Annotated in this window: 14 protein-coding genes; 7 read left to right on the forward strand and 7 right to left on the reverse strand. The window is 68.1% G+C overall.

The features are described 5' to 3' along the window. Positions 1-8: 8 nt before the first annotated feature. From menD to ACWZHB_RS25180, 3 genes are all read right to left on the reverse strand, one after another. The gene (gene menD, locus ACWZHB_RS25170) at positions 9-1,640 is read right to left on the reverse strand and encodes a 2-succinyl-5-enolpyruvyl-6-hydroxy-3-cyclohexene-1-carboxylic-acid synthase (protein WP_427904269.1); all 1,632 of its coding nucleotides are present in this window, start codon (positions 1,638-1,640) and stop codon (positions 9-11) included. Positions 1,641-1,899: 259 nt separating this feature from the next. Further along, complete coding sequence (locus ACWZHB_RS25175) at positions 1,900-2,157, reverse strand: hypothetical protein (protein WP_427904270.1); 258 nt, start codon at positions 2,155-2,157, stop codon at positions 1,900-1,902. Between the two features lie 364 nt (positions 2,158-2,521). Next, a complete protein-coding gene (locus ACWZHB_RS25180) occupies positions 2,522-2,968 on the reverse strand; it encodes a DUF6918 family protein (protein ID WP_427904271.1) in 447 nt (148 codons plus the stop codon). A 141-nt stretch (positions 2,969-3,109) separates the two neighbouring features. Here ACWZHB_RS25180 and ACWZHB_RS25185 point away from each other — a divergent pair, with 141 nt between their 5' ends. The 5 genes from ACWZHB_RS25185 (at position 3,110) to ACWZHB_RS25205 (ending at position 7,685) form a co-directional block, all read left to right on the forward strand. Then, positions 3,110-4,003, forward strand: a complete 894-nt coding sequence (locus tag ACWZHB_RS25185; RefSeq protein ID WP_427904272.1) for a 1,4-dihydroxy-2-naphthoyl-CoA synthase — start codon at positions 3,110-3,112, stop codon at positions 4,001-4,003. A gap of 13 nt (positions 4,004-4,016) precedes the next feature. After that, complete coding sequence (locus tag ACWZHB_RS25190) at positions 4,017-4,409, forward strand: VOC family protein (protein WP_427904273.1); 393 nt, start codon at positions 4,017-4,019, stop codon at positions 4,407-4,409. A 276-nt stretch (positions 4,410-4,685) separates the two neighbouring features. Next, a complete protein-coding gene (menE, locus tag ACWZHB_RS25195) occupies positions 4,686-5,810 on the forward strand; it encodes an o-succinylbenzoate--CoA ligase (protein WP_427909289.1) in 1,125 nt (374 codons plus the stop codon). A gap of 67 nt (positions 5,811-5,877) precedes the next feature. Further along, positions 5,878-6,864: an ATP-binding cassette domain-containing protein gene (locus tag ACWZHB_RS25200; RefSeq protein WP_427904274.1), complete on the forward strand. Its 987-nt coding sequence runs from the start codon at positions 5,878-5,880 to the stop codon at positions 6,862-6,864. Then, positions 6,861-7,685, forward strand: a complete 825-nt coding sequence (locus ACWZHB_RS25205; protein ID WP_427904275.1) for an ABC transporter permease — start codon at positions 6,861-6,863, stop codon at positions 7,683-7,685. Before ACWZHB_RS25200 ends, ACWZHB_RS25205 begins: the two co-directional genes overlap by 4 nt. Before the next feature lie 47 nt (positions 7,686-7,732). On the opposite strand, the gene ACWZHB_RS25210 is transcribed toward ACWZHB_RS25205, so the two are convergent. Continuing rightward, the gene (locus ACWZHB_RS25210; protein ID WP_427904276.1) at positions 7,733-11,296 is read right to left on the reverse strand and encodes an AfsR/SARP family transcriptional regulator; all 3,564 of its coding nucleotides are present in this window, start codon (positions 11,294-11,296) and stop codon (positions 7,733-7,735) included. A gap of 113 nt (positions 11,297-11,409) precedes the next feature. Between ACWZHB_RS25210 and ACWZHB_RS25215 the strand changes: the two genes are divergently transcribed. Both ACWZHB_RS25215 and ACWZHB_RS25220 read left to right on the forward strand, forming a co-directional pair. After that, positions 11,410-11,874, forward strand: a complete 465-nt coding sequence (locus ACWZHB_RS25215) for an SRPBCC family protein (RefSeq protein WP_427904277.1) — start codon at positions 11,410-11,412, stop codon at positions 11,872-11,874. A 70-nt stretch (positions 11,875-11,944) separates the two neighbouring features. Then, on the forward strand, positions 11,945-12,814 hold the full coding sequence (locus ACWZHB_RS25220) for a 1,4-dihydroxy-2-naphthoate polyprenyltransferase (protein ID WP_427904278.1): 870 nt from the start codon (positions 11,945-11,947) through the stop codon (positions 12,812-12,814). Between the two features lie 47 nt (positions 12,815-12,861). Here ACWZHB_RS25220 and ACWZHB_RS25225 read toward each other — a convergent pair whose 3' ends face one another. From ACWZHB_RS25225 to ACWZHB_RS25235, 3 genes are read right to left on the reverse strand one after another with little or no spacing between them, the layout of a single operon-like run. Next, positions 12,862-13,257, reverse strand: coding sequence for a phage holin family protein (locus ACWZHB_RS25225; protein WP_427904279.1), 396 nt, complete (start codon positions 13,255-13,257; stop codon positions 12,862-12,864). 55 nt (positions 13,258-13,312) lie between these two features. Then, positions 13,313-13,894 (reverse strand): Clp protease N-terminal domain-containing protein, encoded by a 582-nt coding sequence (locus tag ACWZHB_RS25230; RefSeq protein ID WP_427904280.1) that lies wholly within the window; start codon positions 13,892-13,894, stop codon positions 13,313-13,315. Beyond that, a complete protein-coding gene (locus ACWZHB_RS25235; protein ID WP_019049431.1) occupies positions 13,894-14,115 on the reverse strand; it encodes a hypothetical protein in 222 nt (73 codons plus the stop codon). The genes ACWZHB_RS25230 and ACWZHB_RS25235 overlap by 1 nt, the downstream gene beginning before the upstream one ends. Positions 14,116-14,125 lie beyond the last annotated feature (10 nt).

Below are 14,125 nucleotides of genomic sequence, written 5' to 3' on the forward strand. Positions count from 1 at the left end.
AGGTACGCCTAACCGGCGATCTTCGCCCGCAGGCCCGCGTGGAGTTCACGCAGGCTGGAACGCTCGGTCGCGACCTCGAGCACCCGCAGCCCGTGCGCGTCGCCGGTCAGTTCCACGGCCAGTTCGGCGGGGTCGACCTGGCGGTGCGGGATGCGGTAGGCAGCGCACAGCGCGGCCAGATCCATGCCGTGCGGTGTGCCGAACACCCGCTCGAACACGCCCGCGTACTGCGGATCGCCCTGTTCGAGCAGCTCGAAGATGCCACCGCCGTCGTCATTGGCGACGACGATCGTGAGGTTGTCCGGACGCGGTTCGCCGCGCCCGATCAACAGCCCGGCCGCATCGTGCAGAAAGGTCAGGTCGCCCATCAGCGCCACGGTGCGGCCCGGATGCGCGAGGGCGGCACCGACCGCACCGGACACCGTGCCATCGATACCGGCCACACCACGGTTGGACAGCACCCGGATACCCGGCCGCGGATTCGAGACCAGCGCGGCATCGCGCACCGGATTCGACGCGCCGAGCAGCAGTTGATCGCCTTCGCGCAGCGCGTCCATCACCACAGCCGCCACATGCAGGCCGGTCGCCTTGGGATGCACGGCCAGCTCGGCGCGCACCACCGATTCGGCCTGCTGATTCAGTTCCGAGCACCGCGCCAGCCACGCGGGATCAGGCGCGCCGGTGGTCACCGCCCGAGTGCCGGTGCCGACGACATTGCCGGAGACGTCGGGCCAGCGCGGACCGGTGGTGAGCGCGAAGACGGTGACATCCGGATCGGCGAGCACGCGCGAGACCTGCCGGTGCAGGGTCGGACGGCCGGTGATGATCGCCTGGGTCGGCTTCAGCAGCGACAGCGTCAGCGGGTGCAGGGCGGGTCCGTGCATCGGCGCGGTCGGCTCGGCCACCGTTGGCAGCGCGGCGAGTTCGGGCAGCAGGCGCGCGCCGTGGCCGGAGATGACGACGGTATCGGGCGTCAGATCGATGTCGAGGGGAACGTCGAGAGTGGCGTATTGGGTTGCCGTCCATGGCCGTTCACCTTCGCGACCGACAGGCAGCGGATCGTCGGAAAGCTCGGGGACCAGCGGCTCACGCAGTGGAATGTCGAATTGCACGGGACCGGCGTTGCCGGAACGGGTTCCGCGCGCGGCGGCGAGCACGCGGCATACCGACGAACGCCACACACTGTTCTGCCGCGGATAGGCCGCCTCCCCCGCCTCGGCTTCGGCCAGCCCGAGGCTGATCGTGGCACGCACCTGCGAACCGAACAGTCCGAGTTGTTCCACCGTCTGGTTGGCGCCGGTACCGAGCATCTCGTAAGGCCGGTTCGCGCTGACGACGATCAGCGGCACCCGCGCGTAATTGGCCTCCAGCACCGCCGGACCCAGGTTCGCCACCGCGGTGCCGGAGGTCATCACGACCGGAACCGGTCGCCCCGACGACACCGCGAGGCCGATCGCGAGGAACCCCGCGGTGCGCTCGTCGACACGCATGTGCAGCCGGAGTTCCCCTGCCGCGTCGGCCGCCTGCAGCGCGAAGGCCAGTGGCGCGTTGCGCGATCCGGGGCACAGCACCACCTCGCGGACGCCGCCGCGGACGAGCTCGTCGACGACCACTCGTGCCTGCGCAGTAGACGGATTCACAATCACAGCCTGTCAGACCGGCGCGCGCCCGTCTGCCCCCGGCCCGCGTTGCCTGCGTCACCGAGTGGGGCAGCACACTCCAACAACCATTGCGCGCACGGCCGAACGCAGCGAACGGCAATAGTCGATATAACTACATCGCCGATATTCATCGAATCGCAAAGAGAACAACTGGAGAAAGAAATCCGGCGGCGAGCCATTGGCCCGCCGCCGAAATTTCTGCCAACCCGGTAAATGGCTGGTCGAACGAATATTCAGCTCACTCCGCGGGCGCGGTGAGATCGGTGATGCCCGTGATGGATTCGATGATGTTGAGCACGGCCGAGGTCGCGCTGTCGACCGCGGCGCTGCCCGACTCGAGCACGCCCGAACCGGCGGACGAGCCGGTCAGGACGTCGGCCGAGCCCGAGGAGGCGTCGGCGGAACCGGTGTCGGCGCTCGCGACGGCGGGACCGAAGAACATGACGGCGGCGGCAGCGGCAGCACCGGTGGCGGCGAGGGTCTTGCGAGAGATCATGTGAGCAAACTTCCTTTCGACCTGTGCAATGCAGTCATTCGAAGCAATTCACGTTCCGAATCGCTTGATTGGCAACGTAACCGATAAGGCAGGGTACTTGTCAATCGCGAATGCGCCCGGCGCGCATTTGTCGAATTCGTGGAAACCCGCAATTATCCTGGCGTTCACCGGGGCGGTAATATTTGTCACACAGGCCATCCCGGAATTTACCGCCGACCGGGAATCGGTGTGTCCGCCGCCACCACATACCCAGTTGACGTGAGCGTCGTCACCCGCGGACGCGAAAGGCCGGTGCGGTTCGGTTGACCCGAACTGCACCGGCCTCTCTGCAACGATCGCGGCGAGGGCTACCTCGCCATACTGCTCAGCCCGCGTGCTTCTGCACCAGATCGCCCACGCGCGGCAGTGCCTCGATGACGTGCTTCTTGGCCGAACCACGCATCGACGAGTACACCTTCTTCAGCGCGGGCCGGGTGGACGACTCGGCGCGAGCGTCGGTGACGGCCAGCAGCGATTCGGCGACCTCGTCGGACTTCGCCGCCAGCAGATCGGCGAAGGTGCCGGTGCCGGTGGTGGTGAATTCGGCCCAGTACGGCTGGAGCTGATCGAGCAGTTTCGGCGCCAGCGACGCGAGGCCGTCGGGAACGATGGTCGGGCTGATCTTCTTGACAGCCGCGTAGCCACCCTTCACGGCCAGGCCGGACGCACCACCTTTGTCCGAGACCTCGGCGTCGAGCACCTCGACGGCGTCAGCAAGGAAAGCCGGACGCTTGGCGTCGTCGAGCAGGGATTCAGACAGTGCTGCAACCACTTTCAGGTTCCTCCGGATCGGTTCGATGTACGAGCAGGCGCAACTATACGCATCGGGTGCTCAGAGTATGCGGCGACCGCTCGAGCTGCGGTGTTACGACCATGTACCGCGCTGTCGGACCATAGGGCAATAATCGTGTTCGTGACTTTCGATCCGAAGCTGTGGCAGACCGTCCCCGGGTTCGAGGACCTGACCGATATCACCTATCACCGGCACCTCGAGCAGGGCACGGTGCGGGTGGCGTTCGACCGGCCGGAGGTGCGCAACGCGTTCCGCCCGCACACCGTCGACGAGCTCTACCGCGCGCTCGATCACGCGCGGATGACTCCCGACGTTGGCGCGGTGCTGCTCACCGGCAACGGCCCGAGTGAGAAAGACGGTGGCTGGGCGTTCTGCTCCGGTGGCGACCAGCGCATCCGCGGGCGTAACGGCTACCAGTACGCCGATGGCGAGACCGCCGACACGGTCGACGCGGCACGCGCGGGCCGGCTGCACATCCTGGAAGTACAGCGGCTGATCCGCTTCATGCCCAAGGTGGTGATCGCGCTGGTCAACGGTTGGGCGGCCGGTGGCGGGCACAGCCTGCACGTGGTCTGCGATCTGACGCTCGCCTCGCGCGAGCACGCGAAGTTCAAGCAGACCGATGCCGACGTCGGCTCGTTCGACGGTGGTTACGGCAGCGCGTATCTGGCGAAGATGGTCGGCCAGAAATTCGCTCGCGAGATCTTCTTCCTCGGCAGGCCCTACACGGCCGAGGAGATGCATCAGATGGGTGCGGTGAACAAGGTCGTCGACCATGACGAGCTGGAGAACGTCGCGCTCGAGTGGACCGCCGATATCAACGGCAAATCGCCGCAGGCGCAGCGCATGCTGAAGTACGCGTTCAACCTGCTCGACGATGGTCTGGTCGGTCAGCAGCTGTTCGCGGGCGAGGCGACCCGCCTGGCGTACATGACCGACGAGGCGGTCGAGGGCCGAGACTCGTTCCTGGAGAAGCGCAAGCCCGATTGGACGCCTTACCCCTGGTACTTCTGAGAACGGACACCCCATGGAGATTCTCAACAGCCGGATCATCGTGCGTCCCAGCGATTATGGGCGCACGCTGGCGTTCTACCGCGACGGCCTCGGCTTGGCGATCGCGCGGGAGTACCCGGGCGGCACGGTGTTCTACGCCGGTCAGTCGCTGCTCGAGGTCGCGGCGCACGGTGGCAGCGGGCAGTCCGGCAGCTTCGACGGCGCGATCTGGTTGCAGGTGCGCGATGTCGAGGATGCCGCGGCGGAGTTGGCGCTGAAGGGGATTGCGATCGAACGCCCACCGGTGCTCGAACCGTGGGGTCTGTGGGAGATGTGGGTGCGCGACCCGGACGGGGTCGCGATCGTGCTGGTACAGGTTCCTGCCGAACATCCGATCCGGCGGGATCCGCGCTGGTCGGCGGAGTGAGAGGGCAGCGAAGGCGGTCGAGCCGAGTTGCCGATGACGGCTCGGCCGAGCACGATAGCTGCGAGCAAGCGCCCGACCGACGTCGTCCGGACCGCAGCGCGTGTGGTGTCCATCTACTGAATCGCAGTCGCTATGTCTGGCTTTCCCGACCCGTTTCCCGGCAAACCGACCCGTTGGCCGGGTCTTGTCGCTCGCATGACACGATCGAAGCCGTGAGGGCGCGCGGCAAGCTGTTTCCGGAGGTGTGGGGTGAGTAAGACCCTGCGGACGCTGCAGATGCCTACCGGTTCCGGGGTCAGCGAAGTGATGCCCCACCTGCGGCAAGCCCTCGATGGCAGTGGTCCGGCGTGGCTGCCGATCCCGACCACCGATCGCCGGGAGGCGCGCAGACTCTCCGATGCGCTCAAGCCGGGCGATCCGATCGATGACGATGTCGCGCTGGTCGTGACGACCTCGGGCACGACCGGTATCCCGAAGGGGGCGTTGCTCGGCGCCGAAGCGCTGCGGGCCAGCGGCAATGCCACCCACGATCGGCTCGGCGGGCCCGGCAGCTGGCTGCTCGCCCTGCCGACCCATCACATCGCGGGGATCCAGGTGTTGCTGCGCAGCATCCTGGCCGGGACCGAGCCGACCGTGCTCGATGTGTCGGGTGGGTTCCTGCCCGAGGCGCTGGCCGGTGCCGTTGGGGCGATGCGCGGGCCGCGCCGCTATACCGCGCTGGTGCCGACACAGCTGATCAAGTCGCTGGATTCACCGGTGGCGTCCAAGGCGCTGGCCGAACTCGACGGTGTGCTCGTCGGCGGTGCCGCCACGCCCGTGCCGGTCCTGGAGCGGGCGCAGGACGCGGGTATCACCGTGGTGCGCACGTACGGGATGAGTGAGACCTGCGGTGGGTGCGTCTACGACGGCGTGCCGCTCGACGGCACCGAGGTGCGGATCGAGGACGGTCGCGTCATCCTCGGCGGGGCGATGATCGCGCGCGGTTACCGCAATCTGCCCGATCATCCGGCCTTCGCCGAGCCCGGCTGGTTCCGGACCGAGGACGCGGGTTCGTTCGAAGACGGTGTGCTCTCGATTTCGGGGCGGCTCGACGAGGCGATCATGACCGGCGGATTGCTGGTGATTCCGCAGGTGGTGGAGGCTGTGCTGGCCAATCATCCCGGTATCCGCGAGTGCATCGTGCTCGGTCTGCCCGATGAGCGGCTGGGTCAGCGGGTCGCGGTCGCGATCGTGCCCGCACCCGGTGCGGCGCCGACGCTGGACGAGTTGCGTGCGCATGTGGTGGCCGAGCTCGACTCGATCGCCGCACCGCGTGAACTGGCCGTCCTGTCCGAGATCCCACTCCGCGGCCCCGGCAAACCCGACCGCACGGCCTTGCGCAAACTCCTTCTGGCCGAATAGCCACGCAAGAGGTCGCCGACAGCGCCGTGCAAGGGGCGTGCAAGTCGGAGTGGGCACGGTGGTGCTCATGACTTACACACCCACTTCATCCCTCGCCGTCGAGGCGGACGGGCTGGTCAAGGTGTTCGGCAAGCAGCGCGCGGTCGACGGGGTGAGCCTGGCGGTGCCGCGCGGTGCCGTGTACGGCGTACTCGGACCGAACGGCGCCGGCAAGACCACGACCATCAAGATGCTGGCGACCCTGCTCCGCCCCGACGGCGGTAGCGCCCGGATCTTCGGCCGCGACGTGGTGGCCGAACCGAACGCGGTGCGCTCACTCATCGGTGTCACCGGCCAGTACGCCTCGGTCGACGAGATGCTCAGCGCCACCGAGAACCTGATCATCTTCGGCAGGCTGCTCGGCCTGAGCAGGCCCGATGCCCGTCGCAAGGCCGTCGAACTGCTCGAGGAGTTCGACCTCACCGAGGCCGCGAACAAACCGCTGAAGAACTTCTCCGGCGGCATGCGCAGGCGCCTCGACCTCGCCGCCAGCCTCATCTCCACTCCGCCGCTGCTGTTCCTCGACGAGCCCACCACCGGCCTCGATCCGCGCACCCGCGCCCAGATGTGGGACACCATCCGCAGGCTGGTCCGCGAGGGCGCGACGGTGCTGCTCACCACCCAGTACCTCGACGAGGCCGACCAGCTGGCCGACCGGATCGCGGTGATCGACCGCGGCAAGGTGATCGCCGACGGCACCGCCGACCAGCTCAAAGCGTCCATCGGCGGATCCTCGGTGCACCTGACCCTGGTCGACCCCGAACAACTCGACGAGGCCCGCCGCATCGTCGGCGACTTCCTCGGCGTGAGCGCGCAGATCAGCCCCGAAGCGGGCAGGCTCACGGCGCCGCTGCCCGACCCGAATCTCACCGCCGACCTGCTGATCCGGTTGCGCGACTGGGAGGTCGGGGTCGAGGAGATCACCGTCAGCAAGCCGACGCTGGACGAAGTCTTTCTCACCATCACCGGCCACCCGGCCGACGAATCCGACGACACCGAACGGAGCGCGGCATGACCGCTGTACTCACCGCTCCCGCGACAACCGGCGATCTGCCCCAGGCCAGCGACCGAATCAGCCTGCGCGACACGATCTCCACCTCGTTCACGATGGCCTATCGCGGCTTGCTCAAGATCAAACACAACCCCGAACAACTCTTCGACGTGACGGTGCAGCCGATTCTGTTCACCGCACTGTTCACCTACATCTTCGGCGGCGCGATCTCGGGCAGCGTGTCCGGTTATCTGCCGGTGCTGATCCCGGGCATCCTCGTGCAAACCGTGGTGCTGACCTCCGTCGTCACCGGCACGCAGTTGCGTGAGGACATGGACAAGGGCGTCTTCGACCGCTTCAAATCCCTACCCATCGCGCGGGTTTCGGCGCTGGCGGGCGCGCTGCTGGCGGATATGGTCCGCTACGGCATCGCCTCGACGCTGACCGTGCTGGTCGGGCTGGCGCTGGGCTACCGGCCCGGCGGCGGGCTGGTCGGCGTGGTCGCGGCCTGCCTGGTGGTCGTGGTGTGCTCGTTCGCGGTGAGCTGGATCTGGGCGCTGGTCGGCGTCACCGGCAAGAGCGCCGCGTCGGTGCAGGGTATCTCGATGATGGTGATGTTCCCGCTGACGTTCATGTCCGGCGCGTTCGCTCCGGTGAGCACCATGCCCGGCTGGATGCAGGGGCTCAACCACGTCAACCCGGTGTACTACATGGTCAACACCTGCCGAGAACTGATGAACAGCAACAGTTACGGCGCCGACCTCGTCTGGTCGCTGGTCGGTTCGCTCGTGGTGATCGCGATATTCGCGCCACTGGCGGTGCGGGCCTACATGCGCCGCGCCTGAAATCCCGCAACGGCATCCGATCCACCGGGTCGGGTGCCGTTGTCGTGTCAGCGCAGTCCGGCGATGATCTCGATGATGCGCATCGCGGCGTCGAGACGACGCGTACCCGCCGCGCGCCGCAGCGCGGCATCCATCGCGGCATCGCCCACCACGCTCCGATGCAGGGCGAGGTGGGCGGCCAGTTCCATCGATGGACCGTCCTGCCTGGCCACCGATGTTCTGGCGAGGGTGAGTAGTTCGAGGCCGTCGGCGCGCTGGTCCTCGGTGGTGAGCAGGTAGGAACCGAGCGCGCACGCGACCGCCCCGATCTGCGGCAGATCTATGTACTGCGCGAGCCGCTGATCGGCGGTCTCGGTCATCTGGGCCACCATGTCGGCGGCAACGGACGCGCGGCCGTGCAGCACGTGGGCGCTGACGGTGGCCGCCGCCACCATCAACGAACCGGGACCGGGCGTCGGTTCGAAATCGGGCCAGCCGAGTAGTTCCAGCGCGCGGCGGTAATGACGGAGCCCGGCGTCGATATCGCCCTCGGCGAGTTCGAGTTCGGCGAGGGCGGTGGCAGCGTTGGCCAGCCGGTGGTTACGGCGAACCGTCGGGTCGTCGACCGGGCTGACACCGGAAACGTCGGGCCGCACCACGAAGTCGAGTTCGGCACGCGCCTGCTCGAGCCGGCCGCCGCCGACCAGAGCGGCGGCCAGGTAGCAACGGCTCTCCATGATCTCGTCGTGCACGCGGAGCTTGCCCATCAGCTCCAGCGCGCGGCGGTAGTACGTCACCGCGTCGTCATAGCGCGCGGACTGGCCGGACAGCTGGGCCAGGTGCTGGCATACCGTCGCCATCCCCCACACCTCCGCCGGATCCATGTCGTCGAGTGTGCGGAAGGAGTCACGCGTCGAGCCCGCGACGTTGCCGCCGTTCTCCCAGAAGTTGGCGCGTGCCACCAGCGCGGCGATCCGCACTTGCGGATGGTGTGAACGCGCGCCCCGCGCGAACAGCCTGCCCAACCGGAACGGCTTGGGCGCCACGGTGATCACCGCAGCGAGGAAGGACAGGCCCGGATCGAGATCGGGGTGCGTCAGCAGCCGTCGCGCACGTGTGCGCACGATCGCTGTCGCGCGGACACCACCGTCCTTGAGGAACAGCATGTGCAGACAGGTCAGCAGATGCGCGATCATCTGCAGGTCGGCTGCCTCGGCCGAGGCAGGCGGCGGCGCGAGGGCGACCATTCGCATTGCCCACCCGGTGAATTCCAGGTGCGCGCCACGCATCACCCACACCATCGCGACCACCGGAAACACCGAGTACGCGGTGTGCGCGTCGGCCTGCTCGACGGCGGTACGCAGCACGGCGACCAGGTTGTCCAGGTCGGCACTGACCGCGAGCACCGACGCCACCTGGTCGCCGCCGCGGTAGCCGCGAAACGACTCCAGCGCGAATTCACGCGCCCAGCAGAACATCCGGTCGAGCACGAGCGCGGATTCGGCGCCGTCGGTCACCGCGTCGACGGCGGCGATCTGTTCGGCGCCGAACTCGCGGACCGTTTCGAGCATGCGATAGCGGATGCCCGCGCCGTCGGGGTCATCGAGGACGGTGAGCAGGGACTGGCCGACCAGCCCGTCGACCGCGGCGGCCACATCGGGGCCCGCGGCGACGATCTCGGCCGCGGACAGGGTGAAACCGGCCGGGAAACGGCTCAGCCTGCGCAGCGTCACCTGCTGATCGGGATCGAGGAGGTTCCAGCTCCAGGCGATCACCGCGTGCAGGGTGCGATGCCGGTGTGGCGCGGATCGATCACCGGTGCGCAACAGGGCGAAACGATGTTCGAGTCTGGTCTCGATCTCGGCGACGCCCATCGTGCGTACCCGAGCCGCGGCGAGCTCGATCGCCAGCGGGAGACCGTCGAGGGTGCGACACAGCCTGGCCACGGTATCGGGGTCGAGACGCACATCGGGGCGCACGGCCCGTGCGCGAGCCGAGAAAAGCTCTGTCGCGGGCGAACCGGCCGCGTCGATCGCCAAAGGCGCGAGGGGATAGACGGATTCGGCGGTGATCGCCAGCGGTGCGCGGCTGGTGGTGAGCACGGTCAGCTGAGCGCAACTGCCGACGAGATCGGCGACCACCTCGGCCGCGGCATCGATCACGTGCTCGCAATTGTCCAGAATCAGCACCATCGGCCGCGCCGCGAGCGCTTCACGCAGGCGGGTGCTCGCGTCGATCTGCCTGCCTGCTCGGAGGGCGCCCGGTTCGCGCACCTCGCCGACGCCCATCACCTGCCCGATCGCGACCTCGATACCAGTGCGCGATTGTGCCCCCGCCTCCGATTCGGCCTGCACAGAGGCCAATTCGACGAGCACCACCGGCGCCGAGCTGGCCAGCCGTTCACCCACCGCGTTGGCGACCCTGGTCTTGCCCGTACCGCCGGGACCGAGGACCGTAGTCACTCGCGAGCGCAGAACCAGGTCGGTGATCGCGTCGAGATCTGCTGCGCGACCGAGCAATTCATTGGGTGCGGCACGCAGGCCCACTGCGGTTCGTGGGTGTGGCGTCGACCGGTCGGCCGTGCCGCCGTTCGCCGCTTCGACAGGCAAAGCGTTCGGCCGTTCCCGGTCGCCCACGGCGGCTGGCGCGCCGGTCCGCTGAGACCCACCGTCGCTGGTCGAACTCGCTGATGAGTCGACCGGATCTGCCGTGGCTCCACCGGGATGAGGCAAGGCGCCGGCCGGGTGGTGCCCGTCGGTGGGCCGGGATCCAGCGCCATTCGCCGGCGTCGAGACGCTCGGGTCGGCCTCAGGTTTGTGCTGTGGCGCGCGGGTTCCGGGGAACTCGATCGGTTCGCCACGCAGCACCGCGGTGTTGAGGGCGAGAAGGGTGGGGCCCGGCTCGGCGCCGAGTTCTTCGATCAGGCGCCGGCGGTACGTGGCGAAGACTTCCAGCGCCTCGTTGGTTCGGCCCGCGGTGGCGAGCAGGCGGATCAGGGTCGTGTGGGCGGATTCGTCCAGGGGGTCAGCCGTGGCGGCGGCGCGGGCCAGCGGGATCGCAGCGGTGAAGTCGCGCTGAGTGGTGTGGGCGGTGAGTTCGGTCTGATCGAGATGGCGGCGAAGGTCGTCGGCGGCCGTGCACAGGTCGTCGGCGGGAACGGAATCGGGGAGGTCGGCACCCGGTTCGCCACGCCACAGGGTGCGGGCCGAAGCGATCGTGGCGAGGCTTTCAGCGGTGTTTCCCGCTGCCAGGTGTTCGTCGGCTCGGCGGGCGAGCGCGGCGACCGCCGTGAGGTCGACACTGTCGGCGGGCAAGGTGAGGCGGTAGCCGGCGGGCCCGATCTCCAGCGCCCCCTCCGGCAGCAGTGCCCGCAGTCGCGAGACCTGAGTGTGCAGGGCGTTCATCGGTGCGCGAGGTGGCTGGTCACCCCAGACCTCGTCGATCAGCGATGCTGCGCTGCGAGCCCGGCCGGGATGCACCGCGAGAGCAGTGAGCAGCAACCGGGCGCGGGCACCGGGTAGCGCGATCATGGCGTCGTCGCGGCGGATCGCGATCACGCCGAGCACCCCCACGACAACGCGGGAGAGAGCCTCGGATGGCGACCCTTCGTGGCCGCGGTGCTGTGCAGACATGCCGGATGTCATCGTAGGCGAGCACTACGACGGGTTCCCGGTTCGCGCACCCGGTGACACCACGGTCGATGTGTCCCGCGAATTTGTCCCCACCTCGCTTTAGGCTCACGCACATGGGCAACTTCGAGGTGTCGCGGCGCACCGCCATCGCCGCCGAGCCGGCACGGATCCACGCACTGATCGATAACTTCCACCAGTGGCGGCTGTGGTCGCCGTGGGAAGACGCCGACCCCCAGCTCGTCCGCACCTACACCGGCCCGGAGTCCGGCGTCGGGGCCCGCTACGCCTGGCGTGGCAACCGCAAAGCCGGTGCGGGTGTGATGGAGATCAAAGCCGCCGCCGAACGCGAGATCGGGGTCGAGCTCACCTTCGAGAAGCCGTTCAAAGCCACCAATTTCGTCACCTTCACGCTCGACCCGGTCGCCGGTGGTACCGAGGTCATCTGGAAGATGACCGGCACTCACTCCGGCCTGATGGGCGTGCTGGGCAAGGTGTTCCCGATCGACAACCTCATCGGCAAGGATTTCGACAAAGGCCTGGCCCGGCTCAAGACGATCGCGGAATCCGCCCAGGACTGACGGCGCGGCCCGCGGCGCCGCGAGGGACTCCAGGAGCGCGGGGCGCCGGTGTCGGATTAGGCTTCGATCCATGGCTACAGCAGCGGAATGGATCGAGGGCGCCCGGCCGCGGACGCTGCCCAACGCGATCGCGCCGGTACTCGCGGGTACCGGCGCCGCCGCGTCGCTCGACGGGGCCGTGTGGTGGAAAGCGGCACTCGCGCTCCTGGTTTCGCTGGCACTGATCGTCGGGGTGAATTACGCCAACGACTATTCCGACGGTATTCGCGGCACCGACGACGAGCGGGTCGGCCCGTTGCGGCTGGTCGGCTCGAAGCTGGCCTCCCCCAAGGCGGTTCGCACCGCCGCGGTGCTCAGCCTGGCGATCGGCGCGGTCGCGGGCCTGGTGCTGGCCGTGACCACCGCGTGGTGGCTGGTGCTGATCGGGGCGGTGTGCCTGGCGGGTGCCTGGTTCTATACCGGCGGCAGCAAGCCCTACGGCTACAGCGGTTTCGGCGAGATCGCGGTGTTCGTGTTCTTCGGGTTGATCGCGGTGCTCGGTACCCAGTACGTGCAGGCACTGCGGGTCGACTGGGTCGGCCTGCTGCTCGCGATCGGTGTCGGCGCGTTCTCCAGCGCGGTGCTGGTGGCCAACAACCTGCGTGACATCCCCACCGACACCGAGTCCGGCAAGGTCACGCTCGCGGTGAAACTCGGCGACGCGCGCACCCGCACCCTGCACGTGGTGCTGCTCGCGGCGCCGTTCGTGATCAGCCTCGCGATGATGGCGAGCACGCCATGGGCGTTGGCCGGATTGCTCGCGTTGCCGCTGGCGATCCGGGCCAACGCGCCCGTGCGTACCGGCAAGGGCGGGCTGGAACTGATTCCCGCCCTTCGCGATTCCGGGCTGGCGTTGCTGGCCTGGTCAGTACTGAGCGCGCTGGCCGTCGGACTCGGCTAGTTGTCGCCGTTCACCGAGTCCCAGCACCGTGTGCCCGTCGGCAAGAGCTAGTCGCCGTCCGGTACCAGGATGCCGAGCACCCAGTTGACCAGTGTGATGATCAAGCCGCCCCACAACGCGGCCCAGAAGCCGTCGACGCGAAGGCCGTAGTCGGTGATCTCGGTGATCTTGGCGGTGAGCCACAGCATCGCGGCGTTCACCACCAGCAGGAACAGTCCGAGCGTGAGGATCACGAACGGCAGCGACAGAAGGTTCACGATCGGCTTGATCACGGCGTTGACGGCCGTGAACACGACGGCGACGATGAGCAGGACCAGGGCTTTGCCCCAGTTGCCCCACTCCGATTGCCATTCCGGCGGCACGATGACATCGATCTTGTCGATCCACGCGACCGCAGCCCAGATGGCTATGGCGTTGATGACCAACCGTATTGCTAGTTGCATACACGTAATGCTAGGCCTGGAAACGGGCATTGCGGTGGGTCTGGCGCAGTCGAGTTCACGCGGCGCGGTCGAGCATTCCGTAGACGTCGGTGCGCAGACCCGATACCGCCTCGCGCCCGCCGACGAGATCGGCGGTAGTCGACTCGGCGGCACGCAGGATGCCGAGCAGCAGATGCGCCGACGAGATCTCGCGGTCCTTGCAGTGGATCGCCTCGCGTAGCGCGAGCTCGAGCGACTTCTTCGCCTCGGTGGAGAACGGAATGTGGTCCCAGTTGGCGCCGAGTAGCCGACCGAGCAGGCCGCGCTTGGGTTCCGGTTCGGCGCGATCCCAGGCGCCGGCACCGAAATTCTCGGCGACACTGGCCTGGACGGCGTCGAGGTCGATGCCGATCGAGCGCAGCGCCTCGGCGTCGTCGCCACCCAGCGGGTCCGCCGTCGCCCGCTGAGCCACGGCGGCACGAACGCTGTCGGCCGTGATGTCGCGGGTGGCGAGTACCGCCGCCAAGTCCGGCTCCGCGTTGGCCAGCACGCCGAGCAGCAGGTGCTCCGGGCCGATCCTCGCCGCCCCCAGCTGCTTGGCGTCCTCTTGCGTTGCGACGACCGCCATCCGGGCGTTCTTACTGAATTTCTCGAACATCAGCGGGTCCCACCTTTTCGGTTGTGTTTCTGATGGACCGCTTGCTTGCTCACCTCGAGCGCCTCGGCGATGGCCTGCCACGACCAGCCGTTGGCTCTTGCATTGGCAACCTGGATGGTTTCGAGCCGGTCGGCAAGTCGGCGCAGCGCGAGAACGGCACGCAGCCCGACCGCGGGGTCGGGGTTGCCTGCCGCTGAGGCGAGGGTTGTTGCATCGGTCATGACGTCAATT

It is taken from the genome of Nocardia sp. FBN12 (genome assembly GCF_054031145.1).